The sequence below is a fragment of the Pseudomonas sp. Irchel 3E20 genome (genome assembly GCF_900187645.1).
Classification (GTDB): Bacteria; Pseudomonadota; Gammaproteobacteria; order Pseudomonadales; family Pseudomonadaceae; genus Aquipseudomonas.
Genome location: NZ_FYEE01000003.1, coordinates 85910 through 106863 on the forward strand (window position 1 = coordinate 85910; position 20954 = coordinate 106863).

Here is a 20954-nt window from a genome sequence, read left to right on the forward strand (position 1 = left end):
AGCCTCTATCGGGCGGTTCACCCAATTACAACTTCGATACAACTGGCCCTGTCTCTACGTAGCAAGCGGGCTTGCCCGCGCTGGATGGTATAGCCGTCCTGTTTCGGGAGCGCTATGCCGATCGCCTGCAGGAAGCCTGTGTCCGTTTGCCGCAGTTTGCCTGTGGGGGCCGTGGCTTGGTTATACTGCTGCCGATCCGCCCTGAGCGCTCATCAGGAGAGCTCATGCTCGCCGCCGCACAACCCTTGTCCGCCACGCGCCAGAACCTCTGGCGCCTGACTTTCATCCGCATTCTGGTTCTGGCCGCGCAAGCCGGCTCGGTGGGGCTCGCCTATTGGCTGGATCTGCTGCCGCTGCCGTGGTTCCAACTGGCGATCACCCTGGGCTGTTCCATGCTGCTGTGCGCGGTGACAGCGGTGCGGTTGCGCACCTCGTTGCCGGTGACGGAGCTGGAATACGCGCTGCAACTGGCCTGCGACCTGTTCCTGCACAGTGCCCTGTTGTATTTTTCCGGCGGCTCGACCAACCCTTTCGTGTCCTATTACCTGGTGCCGCTGACCATCGCTGCCGTCACCTTGCCGTGGCGTTTCTCCCTGATCCTCTCCGGCATTGCCCTGGCGCTCTACACCTTGCTGCTGGTGCGCTTCTATCCGCTGGAAACCTTCCCCATCGCCCGGGAAAACATGCAGATCTACGGCATGTGGCTCAGTTTTGCCCTGGCCGCGGCGGTGATTACCTTTTTTGCCGCACGCATGGCCGAAGAATTGCGCCGCCAGGAAGAGCTGCGCGCCATCCGCCGCGAGGAAGGCCTGCGCGATCAGCAATTGCTGGCCGTGGCCACCCAGGCTGCCGGCGCCGCCCATGAACTGGGCACGCCTTTGGCAACCATGAGCGTGCTGATTAAGGAAATGCGCCAGGACCACCACGACCCGCTGTTGCAGGACGACCTGAGCGTGCTGTCCGACCAGGTCAAGTTGTGCAAAGAGACGCTGCAGCAACTGGTGCGTGCGGCCGAGGCCAATCGGCGCCTGGCGGTGGACATGCAATACGTCACCGATTGGCTCGACGAAGCGCTGAACCGCTGGCACCTGATGCGCCCCGAAGCCAGCTATCGCCTACAGCGCGTGGGCCAGGGCACGGTGCCACGCCTGGCACCGCCGCCGGACTTGACCCAAGCCCTGCTCAACCTGCTCAACAATGCCGCCGACGCTTGCCCCGAAGGGCTGGAGGTGCGCCTGGACTGGGACAGCGAAACCCTGACCATCAGTATTCGCGACCACGGTGCCGGTGTACCGCTGGCGATTGCCGAGCAGATCGGCAAACCATTTTTTACCACCAAGGGCAAAGGTTTCGGCCTGGGCCTGTTTTTGAGCAAGGCCAGCGTGACCCGCGCCGGTGGCTCAGTGAAACTCTACAGTCATGAGGAAGGTGGCACGCTGACCGAGCTGCGCCTGCCCCGTGTCGCCCGAGGAGACGAACATGAGTGACGAAACCCAAGTCGAAGGTGAAGAACTGCCGCACCTGTTGCTTGTAGATGACGACGCCACCTTTACCCGCGTCATGGCCCGCGCCATGAGCCGCCGCGGCTTTCGCGTGACCACCGCCGGTTCCGCCGAAGAAGGGCTGGCCATCGCCCAGCAGGACGTGCCGGAGTACGCGGCCCTGGACCTGAAAATGGATGGCGACTCCGGTTTGGTGCTGTTGCCCAAGCTGCTGGAAATCGACCCGGAAATGCGCGTGGTAATCCTCACCGGTTATTCGAGCATCGCCACCGCCGTCGAGGCTATCAAGCGCGGTGCGTGCAATTACCTGTGCAAACCGGCGGACGCCGATGACGTGCTGGCGGCCCTGCTGTCCGAACACGCCGACCTCGACACTCTGGTGCCGGAAAACCCGATGTCGGTGGATCGCCTGCAATGGGAGCACATCCAGCGGGTGCTGACCGAACACGAAGGCAATATCTCCGCCACTGCCCGCGCCCTGGGCATGCACCGGCGCACCTTGCAGCGCAAGTTGCAGAAGCGCCCGGTTCGCCGCTGACCCTCGCGCCTGCCTGAGCCCAGCGGCTCAGGCAGGCGTGCTACCGCGCCCCTTGGTTGCGCGCCCCGCGCGATCCCCGATATTTGTACGGCGATCGGTTCTTTATTGCGTGGGATACCGCCAATGCCCCCAATTGTCGGATCGCAACCCCGCAGGCCTGGCCTATGATTAGCCCCCTAATGACAGGCACAAGGTCCACCGCCCATGCTGGCAATCTTTCTGGAAACCCTGACTATCACCGCGCCGGTGTTCGCGATGCTGTTTTTGGGGGTGTGGCTCAAGCGTATTGGCTGGATCAACGACAGTTTTATCCACACCGCGTCATCCCTGGTGTTCAACGTCACCATGCCGGCGCTGCTGTTCATGGGCATCCTGCATGCCGACTTGCGTTCGGCGTTGCAGCCGGCGCTGCTGATCTACTTCACCGTCGCCACCCTGGTGGGTTTTTCCCTGGCCTGGGCCTGGGCGATCTGGCGTTGCCCGCACCAAGACCGAGGCATCTATACCCAAGGCGCCTTTCGCGGCAATAACGCAGTGATCGGCCTGGCGCTGGCGGCCAGCATGTACGGCGACTACGGGATTTCCCTGGGGGCGATTCTCGCGGGGCTGGTGATCCTGCTCTACAACTCCCTGTCCACCGTGGTGCTGGCGGTGTACAGCCCGGTTATCAAGTCCAACCCCTTGAGCATCGCTAAGAGTGTGCTGAGCAACCCGCTGATTCTGGCGGTGCTGGCGGCCGCGCCGTTCGCGTACTGGCAGATCGGTTTGCCACGCTGGCTGGAAACCTCCGGCACTTACCTGGCGCAAATGACCCTGCCCCTGGCGTTGATCTGCATTGGCGGCACCTTATCGTTGGCGGCGCTGCGTGAAAGCGGGCGGCTGGCCCTGAGTGCCAGCCTGGTGAAAATGATCGGTTTGCCGACGCTGGCGACCCTCGGCGCCTGGGCCTGGGGGTTTCGCGGCGCGGAGTTGGGGATTTTGTTCCTGTACTTCGCCAGCCCCACGGCGGCCGCCAGTTTTGTCATGGCCCGGGCGGCCAATGGCAATCATCAACTGGCCGCCGCGATCATCGTCATCACCACCCTGATGGCGGCGGTCACGACCAACATCGGCATCTTCCTGTTGCAGTGGGGCGGTTGGATCTAGCCGTGGCTTGCTGTTGGTTCGGATAGGGTCACGCAGGTAGGCGCCAGGACCGGTGGCAGGGCACCGGGGTAGCGATCCGGCAGCATGCTGACCTGGCTGGTGGCGACAAAGCCATCGGCAAATTCGGCTTCGATAAAGGTGGTGGTCCAACCTTGGCCGGGATGTCGATCCGCACGTGAGCGGTGCGGTTGTGATTGAGGTCTCTGGGCGTTGCTTCATAGCGCACACCGCTGGGGTAGCGGAAATCCCGTGCGAGCGGGTTAAGCGCCGACCACCGGGTCAGTTTCACCGCCGGTTCAGATAAACGCAGTGTCAACCGCTGTTGCGCGCCATGGGTTGTGGTGGTGGCAGTAAGGCTGGGTAAAGCTGCGTTTTTCCACGTCTTACAGATGTTGCGTGCCCGTGGGGGTGCAATCCAGTGGGCGTGAAAATTGTTCCTGTTTATAGCAGTTCAATACTTCATTGAAGTTCGACTGGTTGGATTAAAAACACATTTGGAAGCCTGGTGATACGTAACTTTCCGCGCTGAAGAAAGTGCTCGTTGATACGACTGTCAGGCAAATCGTTGTTTTGGTCATAAGAATATTCGCCGGCAAGTCTTTTAAGGGCAGCCAGTAAGCTATTTGCGGGTGACTTGGGGTATGACTAATGATTTGCCAGATATGAATCGGTAGTTGTGGCGGGCGGGCGCAAGTTGCCTGGCGCCGGCCCGTCAGGGATTCAAGTATTCGGGTAGGCTTCGATCACTTCCTGGGCCGCGCGAAAGGCGTCGATGCAGGCTGGTACGCCGGCATACACCGCGCAGTGCAGCAGGGTTTCGCGGATTTCTTCGACGCTGCAACCATTGTTCAGCGCCCCGCGCACGTGGCCCTTGAGTTCCTGCGGGCACTTGAGGGCAGTGAGGGTGGCGAGGGTAATCAGGCTGCGGGTCTTGAGGGGCAGGCCCTCGCGGTTCCACACCCCGCCCCAGGCGTGGTCGTTGACGAAATCCTGCAGTGGCTGGGTGAACTCGGTGGCGTTGCCCAGGGCACGGTCGACAAAGGCGTCGCCCATTACCTGGCGGCGCATGTCCAGGCCGGTCTTTTTGTTCTCGGTCATTGCGATTCCCTCTTGTGGTGTTGGCGGCGCCAGGCGCGCACGGACGTGAACAGCAAAAACGCCAGGAGCGCCGGCAGAACGTAAAACAGCATCAAGTGTTCCAGCTTGCCCGCCAGGGGCATGCCGGTGGTGAACGACACCACATGCAGCCCGTAGGCCAGGTACAGGCACAGAAACAACAGGCCTTCGGCGCGGGTGATGCGGTAGCCGGAATAGAACACTGGCAGGCACAGCAGCGCCACGCCCAGCAACACCGGCAGGTCGAAAGCCAGGGCATTGGGCGAGACTGACAGTGGCGTGGGCGCCACCAGGGCGGTGAAGCCCAGTACCCCCAGCAGGTTGAACAGGTTGCTGCCGATCACGTTGCCCACTGCGATATCGCGCTGGCCGCGCAGGGCGGCAATCAGCGAGGTGGCCAGTTGCGGCAACGAAGTGCCGACCGCGACCACGGTCAGGCCGATCACCCGTTCCGACAGGCCCAGGTCGGTCGCCACCTCGACCGCCGCGTTCAACAGCAAGTGCCCGGCGCACGCTAATAGAAGCAGCCCGCCGAACATCAGCAGCAAACTGCCAAACCAGGGTGTGGTTTCACCGGGCGTGGGGTAGGGGTGGGTCGAGTGCTGTGATCGGCGCAGCAGCAACCCCAGGTACAGCACCAGGGCGGTCAGCAACGCGAGGCCATCGAGGGGCGTCAGTTCTTCATTCCAGGCCAGGGCAAACACCAGCAGGCTGGCGCCGATCATCAGGGGGATTTCCAGGCGCACCAATTGCCGCGAGACCCGCAGCGGAATGATGAGAGCGGAAAACCCCAGGGTGACGAGCACGTTGAAAATGCTCCCGCCGATCACGCTGCCCACCGCGATGTCGGTGTTCTGCGAGAGGGTGGCTTGCAGGCTGACCGCCATTTGCGGCGCGCTGCTGCCGAAGGCGACGATGCTCAGGCCGATTATCAGGGCGCGCACCTTCAGGCGCGCGGCCAGGCGCACGGCGCCGCGTACCAGCAGTTCGGCGCCGACCAGCAGCAACAGCAACCCGCCGAGCAATTGCAGCAGGCTGATGAGGGGTAACGCGCTTAATCCGAGGATGGCCGGGGCTCCGCTGTCAGTTGTTCAGGGCTTGCACGCGCACGCGAGCGGTGCCGCTGCGCAGCATGCCCAGTTGCTGCGCCGCCGCGCGGGACAGGTCGATCAGGCGCCCGCGTACATGGGGGCCGCGGTCGTTAATGCGTACCACCACGGTTTTGTCGTTGTTCACATTGGTGACCTTGACCCGGGTGCCAAAAGGGAGCTGGCGGTGGGCGGCGGTCAGGGCGTGCTGGTCGAAGGGTTCGCCACTGGCGGTGCGTTTGCCGTGGTGTTTGGCGCCGTAGTAGGAGGCGGTGCCGGTTTTATCGTAGCCGTCGGGGTCGATCACGCCGCTGGCGCAACCCGCGAGGACAGAGAACAGGGCCAGTAGGCCCAGGAGGCGCTTCATGCAAGGTATCCCCCAAGCAAATGCTGTAGGGGCCGGGAATACCCGGCCCCTACAGAGGTCAGCCTTCGAGCTTGCTTTTGAGCAGTTCGTTGACCTGTTGCGGGTTGGCTTTGCCCTTGGAGGCTTTCATGGCCTGGCCGACGAAGAAACCGAACATCTTGCCGCGCTTGGCTTCGTCCGCCGCGCGGTACTGCTCGACCTGCTCGGCGTTGGCCGCGAGCATTTCGTCCAGCACCGCGCTGATCGCGCCGCTGTCGGTCACCTGCTTGAGGCCGCGCTTGTCGATGATCTCGTCCGCGCTGCCTTCGCCGGCGGCCATGGCTTCAAACACGGTCTTGGCGATTTTGCCGGAGATGGTGTTGTCCTTGATCCGCAGCAGCATGCCGCCCAGGTGCTCGGCGCTGACCGGCGCTTCGTCGATTTCCAGGCCTTGCTTGTTGAGCAGGCTGCCCAACTCGACCATGACCCAGTTGGCGGCCAGTTTCGCGTCGCCGGCGATGCTCACCACTTGCTCGAAGTAGTTCGCTTGCTCGCGGCTGGTGGCCAGCACGCTGGCGTCGTAGACCGACAGGCCGAACTGCTCCTGGAAGCGCTCGCGTTTTTGCGGCGGCAATTCCGGTAGGGTGGCGCGGATGTCACGCAGGAACGAGTCCTCGATGACCACCGGCAACAGGTCCGGGTCGGGGAAGTAACGGTAGTCGTTGGCTTCCTCCTTGCTGCGCATGGCGCGGGTTTCGTCTTTGTTCGGGTCGTACAGGCGCGTTTGCTGGATCACCTTGCCGCCGTCCTCGATCAGTTCGATCTGGCGACGCACTTCGGTGTTGATCGCCTTCTCGATGAAGCGGAACGAGTTGACGTTCTTGATCTCGCAGCGGGTGCCGAACTCGACCTGGCCCTTGGGCCGGATGGACACGTTGCAGTCGCAACGCAGCGAGCCTTCGGCCATGTTGCCATCGCAAATGCCCAGGTAGCGCACCAGGGCGTGGATCGCCTTGACGTAGGCGACGGCTTCCTTGGCGCTGCGCATGTCCGGCTCGGAGACGATTTCCAGCAGCGGCGTACCGGCGCGGTTCAGGTCGATGCCGGTGGCGCCGTTGAATTCTTCGTGCAGGCTCTTGCCGGCGTCTTCTTCCAGGTGTGCGCGGGTGATGCCGACGCGCTTGACCGTGCCGTCTTCAAGGGCGATGTCCAGGTGGCCCTTGCCGACGATCGGCAGTTCCATCTGGCTGATCTGGTAGCCCTTGGGCAGGTCTGGGTAGAAGTAGTTCTTGCGCGCGAACACGTTGTGCTGGCCGATCTCGGCATCAATTGCCAGGCCGAACATCACCGCCATGCGCACCGCTTCCTGGTTCAGCACCGGCAGCACGCCGGGCATGCCCAGGTCTACCAGGCTGGCCTGGGTGTTGGGCTCTGCGCCGAACGTGGTGGCACTACCGGAGAAAATCTTCGATTGGGTGGCGAGCTGGGTATGAATCTCCAGCCCGATCACGACTTCCCATTGCATGTGTTTCTCCTCAGAAGCCTGTCGGGGTGCGGGTGTGCCAGTCAGTGTTCAACTGATACTGGTGGGCGACGTTCAACAGACGCCCCTCCTGGAAGTACGGCGCCAGCAGTTGCACGCCCACCGGCAGGCCATCGACGAAACCGGCCGGCATCGACAGGCCTGGCAGGCCCGCGAGGTTGGCGGTGATGGTGTAGAAGTCTTCCAGGTACGCGGCGATCGGGTCGTCGTTCTTGGCGCCGAGTTTCCAGGCCGGGTTGGGCGTGGTCGGGCCGAGGATGACATCGACTTCTGCAAAGGCTGCCATGAAGTCGTTTTTCACCAGGCGCCGGATTTTCTGGGCCTTGAGGTAATAGGCGTCGTAGTAGCCGGCCGAGAGGGCGTACGCGCCGACCATGATCCGGCGCTGCACTTCGGCGCCGAAACCTTCGCCGCGCGAGCGCTTGTAGAGGTCGGTGAGGTCTTTGGGGTCTTCACAGCGGTAGCCGAACCGTACGCCATCGAAGCGCGACAAGTTGGAGGAGGCTTCGGCCGGGGCGATCACGTAATAGGCAGGAATCGCGTGCTGGTTGTTCGGCAGGCTGATGTGCTTGATGACGGCGCCGAGTTTCTCCAGCTCCTTGATGCTGTTGTGCACCAACTCGGCGATACGCGGGTCGAGGCCGGCGCTGAAGTACTCCTTCGGTACGCCGATGCGCAGGCCCTTGAGCGAGGTGTTCAGGCTGGCGCTGTAGTCCGGCACGGGCTCGTCGATGCTGGTGGAGTCCTGCGGGTCGAAACCGGCCATGCCTTGCAGCAGGATCGCGCAGTCTTGCGCGGTGCGGGCCAGCGGGCCGGCCTGGTCGAGGCTGGAGGCGTAGGCGATCATGCCCCAGCGCGAAACGCGACCGTAGGTCGGTTTCAGGCCGGTGAGGTTGGTGAACGCCGCCGGTTGGCGGATCGAGCCGCCGGTGTCGGTGGCGGTGGCGGCCGGCAACAGGCGTGCCGCCACGGCAGCGGCCGAACCCCCGGACGAACCGCCGGGCACGTGTTCCAGGTGCCACGGGTTTTTCACCGCGCCGTAGTAGCTCGACTCGTTGGCCGACCCCATGGCGAATTCGTCCATGTTGGTCTTGCCCAGGGTCACGGCGCCGGCCGCGGCCAGCTTGGCGACGACGGTGGCGTCGTAAGGGGCCTTGAAATTGTCGAGCATCTTGGAGCCGCAACTGGTACGGATGCCCTGGGTGCAGAACAGGTCTTTATGGGCGATCGGCGCGCCGAGTAGGGCGCCGCTCTCACCGTTGGCGCGCCGGGTGTCGGCGGCCTTGGCCTGGCTCAGGGCCAAGTCCTGGGTGAGGCTGATGAAACTGTTGAGCTGCGGATCGAGCTTGGCGATACGCGCCAGCAACTCGCAGGTCAGCTCGGTAGAGGAGAATTTCTTGTCGGCAAGACCGCGGGCGATCTCGGCCAGAGTCAATTGATGCATTGCAGGCTCTTTCCCTTTAGTCGATGACTTTCGGAACCAGGTACAGGCCGTTCTCGACCGCTGGCGCGATGGCCTGATAGGCCTCGCGGTGATTGGACTCGGTCACGACATCTGCACGCAGGCGTTGGCTGGCTTCCAGTGGGTGGGCCAGTGGCTCGATGCCGTCGGTGTCGACAGCCTGCATTTCGTCGACCAGCCCGAGAATGCTGTTCAGGGCCGAAGTGATGTGTGGAAGATCGACTTCATTCAGGCCAAGGCAGGCCAGATGAGCGATTTTTTCCACGTCGGAGCGTTCAAGCGCCATGGGATTCTCCAGTGGAAAACAGAACGGATGCTGTCCGTGTGTTAGATTGTCGGAACACTACCGCATTTCTACGGTCATATGGCCGCGATTGTGGGGGTTGGTGCACAGAAAAGCGGTCAATTTAACATATTGGCGCCTTGCCCAAAATCCCTGTCGTTGTTAGAGTTTGCCGCACTTTTTTACCCACGCGTTGCCTAGGGTCCCTTTCCCATGTTCAAGAAACTGCGTGGCATGTTTTCCAGCGATCTTTCCATTGACCTGGGCACTGCCAACACCCTTATTTACGTGCGTGAGCGCGGTATCGTCCTGAATGAGCCATCGGTTGTGGCCATTCGTACCCATGGCAACCAGAAAAGTGTCGTTGCCGTCGGCACCGAGGCCAAGCGTATGCTGGGCCGCACACCTGGCAACATTGCCGCCATTCGTCCGATGAAGGACGGCGTGATCGCCGACTTCAGCGTCTGCGAGAAGATGCTCCAGTACTTCATCAACAAAGTTCACGAAAACAGCTTTCTGCAGCCTAGCCCGCGCGTGTTGATCTGCGTTCCTTGCAAATCCACCCAGGTTGAGCGTCGTGCCATCCGTGAGTCGGCCCTCGGCGCCGGTGCCCGCGAAGTATTCCTGATCGAAGAGCCAATGGCTGCGGCCATCGGTGCCGGCCTGCCGGTTGAGGAGGCACGTGGGTCGATGGTCGTCGATATCGGCGGTGGTACCACTGAAATCGCGCTGATCTCCCTCAACGGTGTGGTGTATGCCGAATCGGTACGGGTCGGCGGCGACCGTTTCGACGAAGCGATCATCACCTACGTGCGCCGCAACTACGGCAGCCTGATCGGTGAATCGACCGCCGAGCGCATCAAGCAGGAAATCGGTACTGCCTACCCGGGCGGCGAAGTGCGCGAAGTCGATGTGCGCGGCCGCAACCTGGCCGAAGGCGTGCCGCGTGCCTTCACCCTGAACTCCAATGAAGTGCTGGAAGCGCTGCAAGAGTCCCTGGCTACTATCGTTCAGGCCGTGAAAAGCGCCCTTGAGCAATCGCCGCCGGAACTGGCTTCCGACATCGCCGAGCGTGGCCTGGTGCTGACCGGTGGCGGCGCGTTGCTGCGTGACCTGGACAAGCTGCTGGCCCAGGAAACCGGGCTGCCGGTGATCGTTGCCGAAGACCCGCTGACCTGCGTGGCGCGCGGCGGTGGTCGGGCGTTGGAGATGATGGATAAGCACACCATGGATCTGCTTTCCAGCGAGTGATCTCGCCGGAAGCACCTACGCTGTTACCGCGCAGGCAGCACTTTGCAGTGCTGCCTGTTGCGTTTATCTTCTGTCAATCTGCATCCAGGCCGGTTTGAAACCGTATGAATAACGAGAACCTTTGCCTGGGAGGAGCGGCCTATTAAACCGCTTTTTGCCAAGGGCCCTTCACTGGGCGTACGCCTGCTGGTGCTGGCCGCGCTGTCGGTAGCCCTGATGGTGGTCGATGCCCGCTTCACCGTGCTCAAGCCGGTGCGCAGTCAAATGTCGCTGGTGCTGATGCAGTCCTACTGGATCACCGACCTGCCGCAACGGCTATGGCAAGGCGTTGCCAGCCAGTTTGGCAGCCGCACCGAACTCGTCGCCGAAAACGAAAAACTCAAGACCGAGAACCTGCTGTTGCAGGGCCGCATGCAGAAACTTGCCGCCCTCACCGAGCAGAACGTGCGTCTGCGCGAGTTGCTCAACTCCTCGGCGCTGGTCAACGAGAAGGTCGAAGTGGCCGAGTTGATCGGCATGGACCCCAACCCCTTCACCCACCGCATCGTCATCAACAAGGGCGAGCGTGATGGCGTGGTCCTCGGCCAACCGGTGCTCGATGCCCGTGGCCTGATGGGCCAAGTGGTCGAGTTGATGCCCTACACCTCCCGCGTGCTGCTGCTGACCGATACCACCCACAGCATTCCGGTGCAGGTCAACCGCAATGGCCTGCGGGCGATTGCCAGCGGTACCGGCAACCCGGAACGCCTGGAGTTGCGCCATGTGGCCGACACCGCCGACATCAAGGAAGGCGACCTGTTGGTCAGCTCCGGCCTCGGCCAGCGGTTCCCGGCAGGTTATCCGGTGGCGACGGTCAAGGAAGTCATCCACGACTCCGGCCAGCCTTTCGCCATTGTTCGTGCCGTGCCGACGGCAGCACTCAACCGCAGCCGTTACCTGCTGCTGGTGTTCAGTGACAACCGCACTGCCGAGGAGCGCGCCAACGACGCCGCCCAGGCGCAGGAAGCCGAGGATCAGCAAAGCGGTGTTGCGCCTGTCGTGCCGGCCACCGTGCCCAAACCGGTCGCCCCGTCGGCACTCGTCGCGCCAGCCCCGCTGCCCGCCGCGACCACCGCTCCATCACCCGCACACGCGGTCAAGCCGGCCACGCCTGCTGCCGCCAAGCCACCTACTGCGGCCCCGACGGCCCTCACAGGGCAGAGGCAATAAATGGCAGGTACACATTTGCGCAATGGTTGGATGGTCTGGCTGACCTTCGCTATCGGTCTACTGCTCAGCATTTCGCCGCTGCCCCAATTCATGGAAATCCTGCGTCCACTGTGGCTGGCGCTGCTCCTGGCGTTCTGGTCGCTGGCGCTGCCCCACAAGGTCGGCATGGTCACCGCGTTTTGCCTGGGGCTGACCGAAGATGTGCTGTACGGCACCCTGCTGGGGCAGAACGCCCTGATCCTGACCCTGATTACGTTCTTGGTGCTGTCGCTGCAACAGCGGCTGCGCATGTTCCCGATGTGGCAGCAGAGCCTGGTGATCCTGGTGATCTTCGGTCTGGCGCAACTGGTGCAACTGTGGCTCAGTGCCTTGACCGGCAACCGCCAGCCGACATTGGCGCTGGTGCTTCCGGCCTTGGTCAGTGCCTTGCTCTGGCCCTGGATCAGCTTCGGCCTGCGGGGCTTGAGCCGACGCTACAAAATCAATTGATTCGGTCAGGCATTTGCCCGCACCTCGTTAGGGAGATGTCTTGATGAAACCGCTTTATCTGGCCTCTGGCTCCCCGCGTCGGCGCGAATTACTGACGCAGATCGGCGTGGCATTCCGCGTCATCGGCGCCGATATCGATGAAACTCCCCTGGCAGACGAACCCCCTGCGGCCTATGTCGAGCGCTTGGCGCGCGGCAAGGCCCGGGCCGGTCGCGGCGCTGTGGGCGAGGGCGACTTCTGCGTGCTGGGAGCTGACACAGCGGTGGTGCTCGATGGGCGGATTCTGGGCAAGCCTGTGGATGAGCACGATGCGCGGGCCATGCTGATGGCGTTGTCCGGGCGCGAGCATGAAGTTCTCACCGCCGTGGCCGTCGAGGATGGTGGCCGCTGCGATGCGCGTGTGGTGCGCAGCCTGGTGCGCTTTCGCCCCATTGGCGAGGCCGAGGCAGCGGCCTACTGGGCCAGCGGCGAACCGTGCGATAAGGCCGGTGGCTATGGGATTCAAGGGTTAGGCGCGGTGTTCGTGGCGGGGGTCAGCGGCAGCTATTCTGCGGTTGTGGGCCTGCCCTTGTGCGAAACCTACGAGCTGCTCGGCCAATTCGGCATACCCTGTTGGCAAAACCTTACAGTGCGCTAAGCGCCGTCCCAGACTGATACGGCCATTATCGTGAACATGCCTGAACGAGATCCTGCCATGAGCGAAGAGATTCTAATCAACATCACGCCGATGGAATCGCGCGTGGCGGTGGTTGAAAACGGTGTCCTGCAAGAAGTTCACGTCGAACGCACACAAAAGCGTGGGATCGTCGGCAACATCTATAAAGGCAAAGTGGTCAGGGTCCTGCCGGGCATGCAGGCAGCGTTCGTGGACATCGGCCTGGACCGCGCCGCGTTCATTCACGCCTCGGAAATTTCCATGCGCGAAGGCCCGGCAGTGGAGAGCATCAGCGCCCTGGTCCATGAGGGGCAGAGCCTGGTGGTGCAGGTCACCAAGGACCCGATCGGCTCCAAGGGCGCCCGGTTGACGACCCAACTGTCGATCCCGTCCCGCTACCTGGTGTACATGCCGCGCACCGCCCACGTCGGCATTTCCCTGAAGATCGAAGACGAAGCCGAGCGCGAGCGCCTCAAGCAAGTGGTCAGCGATTGCGTGGCCCAGGAAGGCATCAAGGAAGCGGGCGGTTTTATCCTGCGCACTGCCGCCGAGGGTGCCGGCGCCGAAGAAATCCTCATGGACATCCGCTACTTGCGGCGCCTGTGGGACCAGATCGACGCGCAGATCAAAACCAGCGGCGCACCCAATGTGATCTACGAAGACCTGGGCCTGGCCCTGCGCACGCTGCGCGATCTGGTCAGCCCGAAGATCGAGAAGATCCGCATCGACTCGCGGGAAACGTTCCAGAAAACCACGCAGTTTGTCGCCGAATTGATGCCTGAGATCGCTGATCGCCTGGAGCACTACCCCGGCGAGCGGCCGATTTTCGACCTCTATGGCGTCGAAGATGAGATCCAGAAAGCCTTGGAGCGCAAGGTGCCGCTCAAGTCCGGCGGCTACCTGGTGGTGGACCCGGCCGAAGCGATGACCACCATCGACGTCAACACGGGGGCCTTTGTCGGCCATCGCAATCTGGAAGAGACGATCTTCAAGACCAACCTGGAAGCCGCCACCGCCATTGCCCGGCAACTGCGCCTGCGCAACCTGGGCGGGATCATCATCATCGACTTCATCGACATGGAAGACCAAGAGCACCAGCGCCAGGTGATCCGCACCCTGGAAAAACAGCTGGAGCGCGACCACGCCAAGACCAACATCATCGGCATCACCGAGCTGGGGCTGGTGCAGATGACCCGCAAACGCACCCGCGAAAGCCTGGAGCAGGTGCTGTGCGAGCCGTGCAGCAGTTGCCAGGGGCGCGGTAAGTTGAAGACCCCGGAAACCATTTGTTATGAGATTTTCAGAGAAATCCTACGCGAGGCCCGGGCCTATCAAGCGTTAGGCTATCGCGTCCTGGCCAACCAGAAAGTCGTGGACCGTTTGCTGGACGAAGAGTCCGGCAACGTCGCGGAACTGGAAGGCTTTATCGGACGAACCATACGTTTTCAGGTCGAAACCATGTATTCCCAGGAACAATACGACGTGGTGCTGCTCTGAAGCCGCGTGCTTTACTTTTCGCAATAGCGGCTGCCTCCAGCGTTTTGCCTGACCACCGCCATGGGAGCCACCCGACATGGAGCGTCTAATACGCTTTTTCGCTGCACTGACCCGCTGGGGCCTGGGGCTTTGTGCGCTGCTGTTGGTGCTGGTGGCGCTCTACGTCAGCCTGGGCCGCGAGCTCATTCCTCTGGTGGCCGAATACCGCGCCGAGGTCGAGGCCAAGGGCCGCGCTGCGTTGGCGATGCCATTGCACATCGCCAGCCTGGAGGGCACTTGGAGTGGCCTGGCGCCGATCCTGCAAGCCCATGACGTGGTGCTGGGGGAGGGCAGCAACGCCCTGCATCTGGACCAGGTGCGCGTAGTGCCCGACCTGTGGGCCAGCCTGTTGGCGCGGGAAGTGCGCATCGCCCACCTGCAACTCGATGGTTTGAAGCTCAACCTCAAGGAAGACCAGGACGGCAAGTGGGCCCTCGAAGGCCTGCCGGTGCGCGACGACCAACCGCTGGACCCGGAGCAGTTGTTCAATCGTCTGCAAATCATCTCGCGGCTGTCGGTGCTCGACAGCCAAGTCACTTTGCAGCCGTTCGCCGAAGCCCCCCTGACCCTCACTTACGTCGGCCTGAGCCTGAAAACAGGCACTAGCCGCCAGCGCCTCGATGCACGCCTGACCCTGCCCGATGGCCAGCCACTGGCGCTGAACCTGCGTACCCAGGTGCGTGCCGGGCAATGGCGTGAAGGCGCGGCGGATGTCTACCTGAGCCTGCCGCAGAGCGATTGGTCGCGCTGGCTGCCGGCGCGCCTGACCCGGCAATGGCGGTTTGCCGAGCTCAAGGCCGGAGGCGAGTTCTGGTTGAACTGGAGCCAGGGTACCGTGCAGAGCGCGGTGGCCCGCCTCAATGCGCCGCAAGTCAAAGGCGCCTATGCCGAGCGCAGCCCCGTGGCGCTCCAGAACCTGGCCCTCAACGCCTGGTTCCAGCGCAGCGCCCAGGGCTTTGAGGTGAAGGTCGATTCCCTGGCGATGAACCTGGGGCCGACCCGCTGGGAATCCCACCTGCAACTCAAGCAAACCGCGGCCACCGAGAAAACCGAGGAGCGTTGGCAGGTACAGGCCGACCGCCTCGACCTGACCCCGCTGACGCCGGTGCTCGACGCCCTGGTGCCGATCCCGGAAAAAGTCGCGGTGGTCATCGACAACCTCAAGGTTACCGGCACACTGCGCAATGTCCTGCTCGATTACCGGCCCCAGGCTGTGGGCGACCAGCGCCTGAGTTTTGCCACCAATCTGGAGCGGGTCGGTTTCAACGCCTATCACGGTGCGCCGGCGGCCCGTAACGTCAGCGGCAGCCTCACGGGCGACCTCGGCCAGGGCGAGTTGCGCATGGACAGCAAGGATTTCTCCTTGCACTTGGACCCGATTTTCGCCAAACCCTGGCAGTACATCCAAGCCAACGCACGGCTGACCTGGAAGCTCGACAAAGACGCCTTCACCCTGATCGCGCCTTACCTGAAGGTGCTGGGCGAAGAGGGCAAGATCGCCGGCGACTTCCTGATCCGCCTGAATTTCGATGAAGCCCTGGAAGACTACATGGACCTGCGGGTGGGCCTGGTGGACGGCGACGGCCGTTACACCGCCAAATACCTGCCGGCCGTGCTCAGCCCGGCGCTGGACGAATGGCTGCGCACGGCGATCATCAAGGGCGCGGTGGACGAAGGTTTCTTCCAGTACCAGGGCTCGCTGAACCATGGCGCCATCGACGCGGCGCGCAGCATCAGCCTGTTCTTCAAGGTGCATGACGCCGAGCTGGCGTTCCAGCCAGGCTGGCCCCATGTCAGCAAGGTCAGTGGCGATGTGTTCGTCGAAGACAGCGGCGTGCGCATCCTGGCCAGCAAGGGCCAGTTGCTCGATACCCAGGTACGCGATATCTACGTCAGCATTCCCCATGCCCCGGCCGGGCAAAGCAGCCATTTGCTGCTCGACGGCGAATTTGCCGGTGGCCTGGGCGATGGCCTGAAAATCCTCCAGGAAGCGCCCATCGGTACCGCTTCGACCTTTGCCGGTTGGCAAGGCGAAGGGGACCTGCGTGGCGCCCTGAAACTCGACATCCCGCTGGTCAAGGGCGAAGAACCGAAGATTGTCGTGGACTTCAAGGTCGACAAGGCCCGCCTCAAACTCAGCGAGCCGGCCCTGGAACTGACCCAACTCAAGGGCGACCTGCGTTTTGACAGCAGCAAGGGCCTGAGCGGTAAGGACATCAGCGCCCAAGCGTTCGAGCGCCCGGTGACCGCGCAGATTTTCGCCGACGGCAAGGGCAAGAACCTCAATACGCGGGTGGTGGCCAAGGGGCAGGTCACGGTCAAGAAGCTCACCGAGTGGTTGAACGTCAGCCAACCGCTGCCGGTGTCTGGCGATATCCCTTACCAACTGCAACTGACCCTCGATGGCCCGGACAGCCAGTTGCGCATCAACTCCAACCTCAAAGGCGTCGCCGTGGACCTGCCGGCGCCCTTCGGCATGGCGGCCAGCACCGGGCGCGACAGCGTGTTTCGCATGACTTTGCAGGGCGCCGAGCGGCGTTACTGGTTCGACTACGGCGAGTTGGCCAACTTCACTTTCGCTGCGCCAAGCGGCAAGTTCGCCGAGGGCCGTGGCGAACTGTTCCTCGGCGACGGCGATGCACTGCTGCCCGGGGCCAAGGGCCTGCGGGTGCGCGGAGTGTTGTCGCAGCTGGATATCGAACCCTGGAAAGTGCTGGTGGAACGCTATGCCGGCCAGGACCCGGGCGGCAGCGCCAAGCAACTGCTCAGCGGCGCGGACTTCAAGGTCGGCAAGCTCAGTGGCTTTGGCACCAGCCTGGATCAGGTCAAGTTGCAGTTGGCGCGCAAACCGGCGGCCTGGGCCTTGCAGATCGACAGCCAGCAGGCCAAGGGCAGCGTGTCGATCCCCGATGCCAAGGCTGCGCCCATGGCGATCAACCTGCAGTACGTGCGTTTGCCGGCCGCCGACCCCACAGCCCAGGCTGACGAGAACGCGCCGGACCCTCTGGCCTCGGTGGACCCGAAAAAAGTCCCGGCGCTGGATTTGTCCATCGATCAACTGTTCCAGGGGCAGGACTTGCTGGGTCCTTGGTCGCTCAACGTGCGGCCCACCGCCAAGGGCATGGCGTTCAATAACCTCGACCTGGGTCTCAAGGGCATGGTGTTGAAGGGCGCCGGTGGATGGGAAGGGGGCCCGGGCGCGACCAGCAGTTGGTACAAAGGGCGCCTGAGTGGCAAGAACCTCGCCGATGTACTCAAGGGCTGGGGCTTCGCGCCTACCGTGACCAGCGAGAGTTTCCACCTGGACGTCGATGGCCGCTGGAGTGGCTCGCCGGCGGGGGTCGGCCTCAAGCGTTATTCCGGCAGCCTCGACGCGACCCTGCGCAAAGGCCAGTTCGTCGAGGTCGAAGGCGGCGCCCAGGCGCTGCGGGTGTTTGGCCTGCTCAATTTCAACTCCATCGGCCGCCGTTTGCGCCTGGACTTCTCCGACCTGTTCGGCAAAGGCCTGAGCTACGACCGGGTCAAAGGCCTGCTGGTGGCGAGCGAAGGGGTCTACGTGACCCGCGAGCCCATCGTGCTGACCGGGCCGTCGAGCAATCTGGAACTCAACGGCACCCTGGACATGGTCGCCGACCGCGTCGATGCCAAGCTCCAGGTGACCTTGCCGGTGACCAACAACCTGCCCATCGCCGCATTGATCGTGGGGGCGCCGGCCATTGGCGGCGCGTTGTTCCTCATCGACAAATTGATCGGCGACCGCGTGGCGCGTTTTGCCAGCGTGCAGTACACGGTCAAGGGGCCGTGGAAAGAACCGAAGATCACCTTCGACAAGCCTTTTTGAAAAGCCACGATCCGGGCCTATGCAGTAGCATGGCGCCATCTCGTTCAAGGAGCGCCCCATGTCTTTTGCGGTGATTCAAATGGTCAGCCAGAGCGATGTGGCGGCCAACCTGCTGCAGGCCCGGCGCCTGCTGGAGCGTGCCGCCGACAGCGGTGCGCGGCTGGCGGTGCTGCCGGAAAATTTCGCCGCCATGGGCCGTCGCGATACCGCCGCTATTGGTCGCGCCGAAGCGCAGGGCGAAGGCCCTATCCTGCCGTGGTTGAAACAAGCCGCCCGCGACCTCAACGTATGGATAGTCGCTGGCACGTTGCCGCTACCGCCCGAAGGGCAGCCCGAGGGCAAGGCCAACGCCTGTTCGTTGTTGATCGACGAACAGGGTGCCATCGCGGCGCGCTATGACAAGTTGCACTTGTTCGACGTGGATGTGGCCGATGCCCGTGGCCGTTACCGCGAATCTGATGACTATGCTCATGGCGGTGCGGTGGTCGTCGCCGACACCCCGGTAGGCCGGGTCGGCCTGACGGTGTGCTACGACCTGCGCTTTCCCGAGCTGTACAGCGAATTGCGTGCCGCGGGTGCCGAACTGATTACCGCGCCGTCGGCCTTCACCGCCGTGACCGGTGCTGCCCATTGGGATGTACTGATCCGCGCCCGCGCCATCGAGACTCAATGCTATGTGCTGGCGGCGGCCCAAGGCGGGGTGCATCCGGGCCCGCGGGAGACCTTTGGTCACGCGGCGATTATCGACCCCTGGGGGCGGATTCTCGCTCAGCAGGATCAGGGCGAGGCCGTATTGCTGGCCTCGCGCGACAGCAGCGAACAAGCGTCCATCCGGGCGCGCATGCCGGTGGCGAGCCATCGGCGCTTTTTCTCGCAGGGCGCCCGGCGGCCTGCCTCAGAACAATGAATGTAAGGCGTAAAGCATATGAGCCAGTTGTTGTCCTCAGTCAGTGAACACCTTCTCGCGCCGGGTGGCGTGACGATCGACAGCCTGCAAGCGGTGCTCGGTGACCTGGCCGGCCCCGGCATCGACGCGGCGGACCTGTATTTCCAAGGGCAGATTTCCGAGTCCTGGGCGCTGGAAGACGGCATCGTTAAGGAAGGCAGTTTCAACCTCGACCAAGGCGTGGGCGTGCGTGCCCAGGCCGGGGAAAAAACCGGTTTCGCCTACAGCAACGCCATCACCCTCGAAGCTCTGGGCCTGGCGGCCCGTGCAGCACGGTCGATTTCCCGCGCCGGCCAGCACGGCAGCGTGCAGGCCTTCAGCACCCAGGACGTGACCCAGCTCTACGGCCCTGACAACCCCCTGGAAGTCATCAGCCGTGCGGAAAAGGTCGAGCTGCTCAAGCGTGTCGATGCCGCGACCCGCGCCCTCGATCCGCGCATCCAGCAGGTCACCGTGAGCATGGCTGGGGTCTGGGAGCGCATTTTGGTGGCGTCCACCGATGGCACCCTGGCAGCGGATGTGCGGCCGTTGGTGCGCTTCAACGTCAGCGTGATCGTCGAGCAGAACGGCCGCCGCGAGCGAGGCGGCCACGGCGGTGGCGGGCGTACCGACTACCGGTACTTCCTCGCCGAGGACCGCGCCATGGGCTATGCCCGCGAAGCGCTGCGCCAGGCGTTGGTCAACCTTGAAGCGATCCCCGCGCCGGCCGGCACTTTCCCGGTGGTGCTGGGGTCGGGCTGGTCCGGTGTGCTGTTGCACGAAGCGGTCGGCCATGGCCTGGAGGGTGATTTCAACCGCAAGGGCAGTTCGGCCTACAGCGGGCGCATGGGCGAAATGGTCGCCTCCAAACTCTGCACCATCGTGGACGACGGTACCCTGGCCGGGCGTCGCGGGTCGCTGAGCATGGACGATGAAGGCACGCCGACCGAGTGCACTACCCTGATCGAAAACGGCGTGCTCAAAGGCTATATGCAGGACAAGCTCAACGCCCGCCTGATGGGTGTGGCGCGCACAGGCAACGGCCGCCGCGAATCCTATGCGCACCTGCCGATGCCGCGCATGACCAATACCTACATGCTGGGCGGCGAAAGCGACCCGGCGGAAATCATCGCCTCGGTGAAGAGGGGTATCTACTGCGCCAACCTGGGCGGCGGCCAGGTGGACATCACCAGCGGCAAGTTCGTGTTCTCCACCAGCGAAGCGTATTTGATCGAGGACGGCAAGATCACTGCACCGGTCAAAGGCGCGACCCTGATCGGCAACGGGCCGGAGGCCATGAGCCGGGTGTCGATGGTGGGCAACGACCTGTCGTTGGACAGCGGTGTGGGGACGTGTGGCAAGGATGGGCAGTCGGTGCCGGTGGGTGTCGGCCAGCCAACGCTGAAGATTGACGCGATCACCGTGGGTGGCACGGGCGCGTGAGGAGGAGCCTTGGGTGGGCGGCCCGCATTGCGGCCCGGCCCACCCGGGGGCGAAAACTAACGCAGGCCGCGTTGTGTCTCGTCCAGCTCGCGGATGTACTTGAAGATTTTGCGGCTCGAAGCAGGGGGCTTGTTATGGGCAAGCTCATGCTGGGCCTGACGGATCAGGGAGCGCAGTTGTTGGCGGTCCGCGTCCGGGTAATCGACGACGAATTTTTCCAGCACGCCGTCATCGCCCGCGATCAAGCGATCGCGCCAGCGTTCCAGGCCGTGGAAACGTTCGTTGTATTGGCGGGTGGAGGCATCCAGTTGATCGAGCAAAACCAGAATGGCGTCCGTGTCCTGGTCGCGCATCAGCTTGCCGATAAATTGCAGGTGCCGTTTACGCGCAATGTTCGCGGTGTGCTTGGGCGCTTCGTCCAGGGCCCGGCGCATGGCGTCGGTCAAGGGCAGTTTGGCGCGCAAGTCAGGCTTGAGTGTTGTAAGGCGCTCGCCGAGGTCAACCAGAGCATGAAGCTCGCGTTTAACCTGGGATTTGCTTTTCTCCCCATCGAGGGAGTCGTCGTAAGAATCAACCATGGT

The 20954-nt window shown here is 63.2% G+C and carries 18 protein-coding genes; 11 read left to right on the forward strand and 7 right to left on the reverse strand.

What is annotated here, in order from left to right:
- The first annotated feature begins 224 nt into the window (after window positions 1–224).
- The 3 genes from CKW13_RS06680 to CKW13_RS06690 all read left to right on the forward strand — a co-directional run bounded on the left by CKW13_RS06680 (window position 225) and on the right by CKW13_RS06690 (window position 3186).
- Window positions 225–1487, forward strand: coding sequence for an ATP-binding protein (locus CKW13_RS06680; protein WP_095107803.1), 1263 nt, complete (start codon window positions 225–227; stop codon window positions 1485–1487).
- Window positions 1480–2040, forward strand: coding sequence for a response regulator transcription factor (locus CKW13_RS06685; protein WP_095107804.1), 561 nt, complete (start codon window positions 1480–1482; stop codon window positions 2038–2040). Before CKW13_RS06680 ends, CKW13_RS06685 begins: the two co-directional genes overlap by 8 nt.
- 204 nt (window positions 2041–2244) lie before the next feature.
- The gene (locus tag CKW13_RS06690) at window positions 2245–3186 is read left to right on the forward strand and encodes an AEC family transporter (protein WP_095107805.1); all 942 of its coding nucleotides are present in this window, start codon (window positions 2245–2247) and stop codon (window positions 3184–3186) included.
- 720 nt (window positions 3187–3906) lie between these two features.
- Here CKW13_RS06690 and CKW13_RS06695 read toward each other — a convergent pair.
- The 6 genes from CKW13_RS06695 to gatC are packed head-to-tail and all read right to left on the reverse strand — an operon-like array spanning window position 3907 to window position 9027.
- A complete protein-coding gene (locus CKW13_RS06695) occupies window positions 3907–4284 on the reverse strand; it encodes a carboxymuconolactone decarboxylase family protein (RefSeq protein ID WP_095107806.1) in 378 nt (125 codons plus the stop codon).
- Complete coding sequence (locus CKW13_RS06700) at window positions 4281–5336, reverse strand: calcium/sodium antiporter (protein ID WP_095107807.1); 1056 nt, start codon at window positions 5334–5336, stop codon at window positions 4281–4283. The genes CKW13_RS06695 and CKW13_RS06700 overlap by 4 nt, the downstream gene beginning before the upstream one ends.
- Before the next feature lie 49 nt (window positions 5337–5385).
- A complete protein-coding gene (locus tag CKW13_RS06705; protein WP_095107808.1) occupies window positions 5386–5757 on the reverse strand; it encodes a septal ring lytic transglycosylase RlpA family protein in 372 nt (123 codons plus the stop codon).
- Between the two features lie 58 nt (window positions 5758–5815).
- Window positions 5816–7261, reverse strand: coding sequence for an Asp-tRNA(Asn)/Glu-tRNA(Gln) amidotransferase subunit GatB (gene gatB, locus CKW13_RS06710; protein WP_095107809.1), 1446 nt, complete (start codon window positions 7259–7261; stop codon window positions 5816–5818).
- 10 nt (window positions 7262–7271) lie between these two features.
- A complete protein-coding gene (gene gatA / locus CKW13_RS06715) occupies window positions 7272–8723 on the reverse strand; it encodes an Asp-tRNA(Asn)/Glu-tRNA(Gln) amidotransferase subunit GatA (RefSeq protein ID WP_095107810.1) in 1452 nt (483 codons plus the stop codon).
- A gap of 16 nt (window positions 8724–8739) precedes the next feature.
- The gene (gene gatC, locus CKW13_RS06720; protein ID WP_095107811.1) at window positions 8740–9027 is read right to left on the reverse strand and encodes an Asp-tRNA(Asn)/Glu-tRNA(Gln) amidotransferase subunit GatC; all 288 of its coding nucleotides are present in this window, start codon (window positions 9025–9027) and stop codon (window positions 8740–8742) included.
- Between the two features lie 210 nt (window positions 9028–9237).
- On the opposite strand from gatC, the gene mreB reads away from it, so the two are divergent.
- The 8 genes from mreB to tldD all read left to right on the forward strand — a co-directional run bounded on the left by mreB (window position 9238) and on the right by tldD (window position 20373).
- Window positions 9238–10275, forward strand: coding sequence for a rod shape-determining protein MreB (mreB, locus tag CKW13_RS06725; protein ID WP_002555108.1), 1038 nt, complete (start codon window positions 9238–9240; stop codon window positions 10273–10275).
- A 141-nt stretch (window positions 10276–10416) separates the two neighbouring features.
- Complete coding sequence (mreC, locus tag CKW13_RS06730; protein ID WP_095107812.1) at window positions 10417–11484, forward strand: rod shape-determining protein MreC; 1068 nt, start codon at window positions 10417–10419, stop codon at window positions 11482–11484.
- On the forward strand, window positions 11485–11973 hold the full coding sequence (gene mreD, locus CKW13_RS06735) for a rod shape-determining protein MreD (RefSeq protein ID WP_095107813.1): 489 nt from the start codon (window positions 11485–11487) through the stop codon (window positions 11971–11973).
- A gap of 43 nt (window positions 11974–12016) precedes the next feature.
- Entirely contained in the window at window positions 12017–12610 is a 594-nt protein-coding gene (locus tag CKW13_RS06740) for a nucleoside triphosphate pyrophosphatase (protein WP_095107814.1), read from the forward strand.
- A gap of 57 nt (window positions 12611–12667) precedes the next feature.
- Window positions 12668–14125, forward strand: a complete 1458-nt coding sequence (rng, locus tag CKW13_RS06745) for a ribonuclease G (protein ID WP_095107815.1) — start codon at window positions 12668–12670, stop codon at window positions 14123–14125.
- A 76-nt stretch (window positions 14126–14201) separates the two neighbouring features.
- Window positions 14202–18005, forward strand: a complete 3804-nt coding sequence (locus CKW13_RS06750) for a YhdP family protein (protein WP_095107816.1) — start codon at window positions 14202–14204, stop codon at window positions 18003–18005.
- Between the two features lie 58 nt (window positions 18006–18063).
- The gene (locus CKW13_RS06755) at window positions 18064–18912 is read left to right on the forward strand and encodes a carbon-nitrogen hydrolase family protein (protein WP_095107817.1); all 849 of its coding nucleotides are present in this window, start codon (window positions 18064–18066) and stop codon (window positions 18910–18912) included.
- Between the two features lie 18 nt (window positions 18913–18930).
- On the forward strand, window positions 18931–20373 hold the full coding sequence (gene tldD / locus CKW13_RS06760; protein WP_095107818.1) for a metalloprotease TldD: 1443 nt from the start codon (window positions 18931–18933) through the stop codon (window positions 20371–20373).
- A gap of 56 nt (window positions 20374–20429) precedes the next feature.
- Here the strand turns inward: tldD and yjgA are convergent, their stop codons facing one another.
- On the reverse strand, window positions 20430–20951 hold the full coding sequence (gene yjgA, locus CKW13_RS06765; protein ID WP_095107819.1) for a ribosome biogenesis factor YjgA: 522 nt from the start codon (window positions 20949–20951) through the stop codon (window positions 20430–20432).
- Between the last annotated feature and the right edge of the window lie 3 nt (window positions 20952–20954).

Coding starts and splice junctions, on each gene's coding strand:
- gatC (WP_095107811.1), bottom strand. CDS start 9,027: ATGGCGCTTGAACGCTCCGACGTGGAAAAAATCGCTCATCTGGCCTGC.
- CKW13_RS06705 (WP_095107808.1), bottom strand. CDS start 5,757: ATGAAGCGCCTCCTGGGCCTACTGGCCCTGTTCTCTGTCCTCGCGGGT.
- CKW13_RS06750 (WP_095107816.1), top strand. CDS start 14,202: ATGGAGCGTCTAATACGCTTTTTCGCTGCACTGACCCGCTGGGGCCTG.
- CKW13_RS06695 (WP_095107806.1), bottom strand. CDS start 4,284: ATGACCGAGAACAAAAAGACCGGCCTGGACATGCGCCGCCAGGTAATG.
- CKW13_RS06755 (WP_095107817.1), top strand. CDS start 18,064: ATGTCTTTTGCGGTGATTCAAATGGTCAGCCAGAGCGATGTGGCGGCC.
- tldD (WP_095107818.1), top strand. CDS start 18,931: ATGAGCCAGTTGTTGTCCTCAGTCAGTGAACACCTTCTCGCGCCGGGT.
- CKW13_RS06690 (WP_095107805.1), top strand. CDS start 2,245: ATGCTGGCAATCTTTCTGGAAACCCTGACTATCACCGCGCCGGTGTTC.
- gatA (WP_095107810.1), bottom strand. CDS start 8,723: ATGCATCAATTGACTCTGGCCGAGATCGCCCGCGGTCTTGCCGACAAG.
- rng (WP_095107815.1), top strand. CDS start 12,668: ATGAGCGAAGAGATTCTAATCAACATCACGCCGATGGAATCGCGCGTG.
- CKW13_RS06740 (WP_095107814.1), top strand. CDS start 12,017: ATGAAACCGCTTTATCTGGCCTCTGGCTCCCCGCGTCGGCGCGAATTA.
- mreD (WP_095107813.1), top strand. CDS start 11,485: ATGGCAGGTACACATTTGCGCAATGGTTGGATGGTCTGGCTGACCTTC.
- CKW13_RS06685 (WP_095107804.1), top strand. CDS start 1,480: ATGAGTGACGAAACCCAAGTCGAAGGTGAAGAACTGCCGCACCTGTTG.
- CKW13_RS06680 (WP_095107803.1), top strand. CDS start 225: ATGCTCGCCGCCGCACAACCCTTGTCCGCCACGCGCCAGAACCTCTGG.
- mreB (WP_002555108.1), top strand. CDS start 9,238: ATGTTCAAGAAACTGCGTGGCATGTTTTCCAGCGATCTTTCCATTGAC.
- gatB (WP_095107809.1), bottom strand. CDS start 7,261: ATGCAATGGGAAGTCGTGATCGGGCTGGAGATTCATACCCAGCTCGCC.
- yjgA (WP_095107819.1), bottom strand. CDS start 20,951: ATGGTTGATTCTTACGACGACTCCCTCGATGGGGAGAAAAGCAAATCC.